Source organism: Mycobacterium sp. TH-M106 (genome assembly GCF_057473765.1).
This window is the reverse complement of the sequence record NZ_JBYCLE010000081.1, coordinates 1-2563: the sequence shown is the minus strand read 5'-3', so window position 1 is coordinate 2563 and position 2563 is coordinate 1. Positions and strand designations below refer to the sequence as shown.

The 2563-nt window shown below is 69.7% G+C and carries 3 protein-coding genes; 2 read left to right on the top strand and 1 reads right to left on the bottom strand.

Features of this window, described 5'->3' with window-relative positions; all coding sequences use genetic code 11:
- Positions 1-566, bottom strand: a 566-nt coding sequence (locus tag AC2VOP_RS02775) for an enoyl-CoA hydratase-related protein (RefSeq protein ID WP_486959552.1), incomplete at its 3' end; no start/stop codon positions are given.
- A gap of 132 nt (positions 567-698) precedes the next feature.
- On the opposite strand from AC2VOP_RS02775, the gene AC2VOP_RS02770 reads away from it, so the two are divergent.
- Together AC2VOP_RS02770 and AC2VOP_RS02765 are read left to right on the top strand one after the other, a co-directional pair.
- Complete coding sequence (locus tag AC2VOP_RS02770) at positions 699-1793, top strand: CaiB/BaiF CoA transferase family protein (protein ID WP_486959551.1); 1095 nt, start codon at positions 699-701, stop codon at positions 1791-1793.
- 4 nt (positions 1794-1797) lie between these two features.
- Entirely contained in the window at positions 1798-2562 is a 765-nt protein-coding gene (locus AC2VOP_RS02765; protein WP_486959550.1) for a 3-hydroxyacyl-CoA dehydrogenase, read from the top strand.
- Position 2563: the final 1 nt, after the last annotated feature.

The window sequence follows — 2563 nt, the reverse complement described above, 5'->3', positions numbered from 1 at the left end:
CCCCAGGCCAGTGCGTCGGCAGCGGAGATCCGTTCGGCCAGCAGCGCCATCCGCATCGCGCGGGTCCGGCCGATCGCGGCGGCCACCAGCGCCGACGCGCCTCCGTCGGGCATGAGCCCGATCTTGGTGAAGGCCAGTAGGAAAAACGCTGTGTCCGAAGCCAGCACCAGGTCGCATGCCAACGCCAGCGACACCCCGACGCCGGCGGCCGGTCCCTGGACGACGGCGACCGTCGGACGGGGCAGCGCCACGATGGCCCGTATCGCGCGGTTGGCCTCCGCGACGATGTCGGTCGCCACCCCGGCGGGTCCCTCGGCGGCGTCGTCGCTGCCGATCCCGGCTCCGGAGCTGAAGCCGCGGCCGGTGCCGCCGAGCCGGACCGCGCGAACCCGGGGATTGCCGGCGGCGTACTCCATCGCGTCGGCAATCCCAGCCAGCACCGGGGCGGTCAACGAGTTGAGGCTGTCGGGTCGGTCGATGGTCACCGACAGCACTCCGTCGGCCAGTGCTATCGAGAGGCCCTGCACGACGTCCAGTGCCTGGATTCCGGAATCAGTAGCGGTCATAGACATCACCCTAGAGAGGCCGGGATGCAAGCCCGGCAGCGGCGGCTGGAGAGGCGGCTGCCAAGATGCACAACAGCGTTTGTCCGGCCGGAGCGGCCGACGGCATCAGCGCAGACGACAAGGAGGTCGACCATGGCGGGACCACTGCACGGCCTGCGGGTTGTGGAACTGGCCGGGATCGGCCCTGGCCCGCACGCGGCGATGATCCTGGGCGACCTGGGTGCCGACGTGGTGCACGTGGGCAGGCCGGGCGGGTCAGCGGGCACGCCGAACGCCACGCTGCGCAACCGTCGGTTGGTCAGTGTCGACCTCAAGTCCGACCAAGGGCGGCAGTCGGTGCTCGACTTGGTGGCCAAGGCCGACGTGCTCATCGAGGGCTACCGCCCCGGCGTCACAGAGCGGCTCGGGCTGGGTCCGCAGGATTGCGCGAAGATCAACCCGCGACTGGTCTACGCGCGAATGACTGGCTGGGGACAGACCGGCCCGCGCAGCCAGCAGGCCGGCCATGACATCAACTACATCTCGCTCAACGGTGTGCTGCACGCCATCGGCCGCGCCGGCCAGCGGCCGGTCCCGCCGCTGAACCTGGTCGGTGATTTCGGCGGCGGGTCGATGTTCTTGCTGGTCGGCATCCTGGCGGCGCTGTGGGAGCGGCAGACGTCGGGTCGGGGCCAGGTGGTCGACGCGGCGATGATCGACGGGTCGTCGGTGCTGTTCCAGATGATGTGGGCGATGCGGGCCAGCGGGGTGTGGTCCGACGAACGCGGCACCAACATGCTCGACGGCGGTGCGCCCTATTACGACACCTACGAATGCGCCGACGGCCGCTACGTGGCCGTCGGCTCGATCGAGCCGCAGTTCTACGCGGCGCTGCTGGCCGGGCTGGGCCTAGACGCCGCCGATCTGCCCGCGCAGGACGACGTGAGCCGCTGGCCGGAGCTGCGGGCCCGGCTGGCCGAGGTGTTCGCCGCCAAAGACCGCGACCACTGGGCGGCGGTGTTCGCCGACACCGACGCCTGTGTGACACCGGTGTTGGCGTTCGGGGAGGTTCGCGACGAGCCGCACGTCGCAGAGCGCGACACCTTCTATGACGCCGGTCCGGACCCCAAAGGCCCGCAACCGATGCCCGCGCCGCGGTTCTCCCGCAGCGTGCCGGTTACGCCGACACCGAGCGTCCAGACCGATGCGGCGACTGTACTACGCGACTGGGCCGGCGGAAAGGAATGACCTGATGCAGATCAAAGACAGTGTCGCCGTGGTGACCGGTGGCGCCTCCGGGTTGGGCTTGGCGACCACCAGACGGCTGCTCGACGCCGGTGCGCAGGTTGTGGTGCTCGACCTCAAGGGCGCCGACGTGGTGCGCGAGCTCGGCGACCGGGTGCGCTTCGCCGAGGCCGACGTCACCGACCCGGAGGCGGTGGGCAATGCACTGGACATTGCGGAGTCGCTCGGCCCGCTCCGGATCAACGTCAACTGCGCCGGCATCGGCAACGCGATCAAGACGGTGAGCAAAGACGGTGCGTTCCCGCTGGCGAAGTTCACCAACGTCGTCCAGATCAATCTGATCGGTACCTTCAACGTGCTGCGACTGGCTGCCGAGCGGATAGCCAAGACCGAACCTGTTGGGCCCGAACACAGCCCGGAGCGCGGCGTCATCGTCAACACCGCCTCGGTGGCCGCGTTCGACGGCCAAATCGGCCAGGCCGCCTACTCGGCGTCCAAGGGCGGCGTGGTCGGTATGACGCTGCCCATCGCTCGCGACCTGGCCCGGGAGCTGATCCGGGTGGTGACCATCGCGCCGGGGCTGTTCAAGACCCCGCTGTTGGGTTCGCTACCCGAAGAGGCGCAGAAATCGTTGGGTGCGCAGGTGCCGCATCCGGCGCGGCTCGGCGACCCCGACGAGTACGCCGCCCTGGCCGAGCACATCATCGTCAACCCGATGCTCAACGGCGAGGTGATCCGCCTCGACGGCGCCATCCGGATGGCCCCCAGGTAGG

What these genes read in the sequence shown, in the direction of transcription:
- AC2VOP_RS02765 (WP_486959550.1), top strand. Translation starts at nt 1,798, where the DNA reads ATGCAGATCAAAGACAGTGTCGCCGTGGTGACCGGTGGCGCCTCCGGG.
- AC2VOP_RS02770 (WP_486959551.1), top strand. Translation starts at nt 699, where the DNA reads ATGGCGGGACCACTGCACGGCCTGCGGGTTGTGGAACTGGCCGGGATC.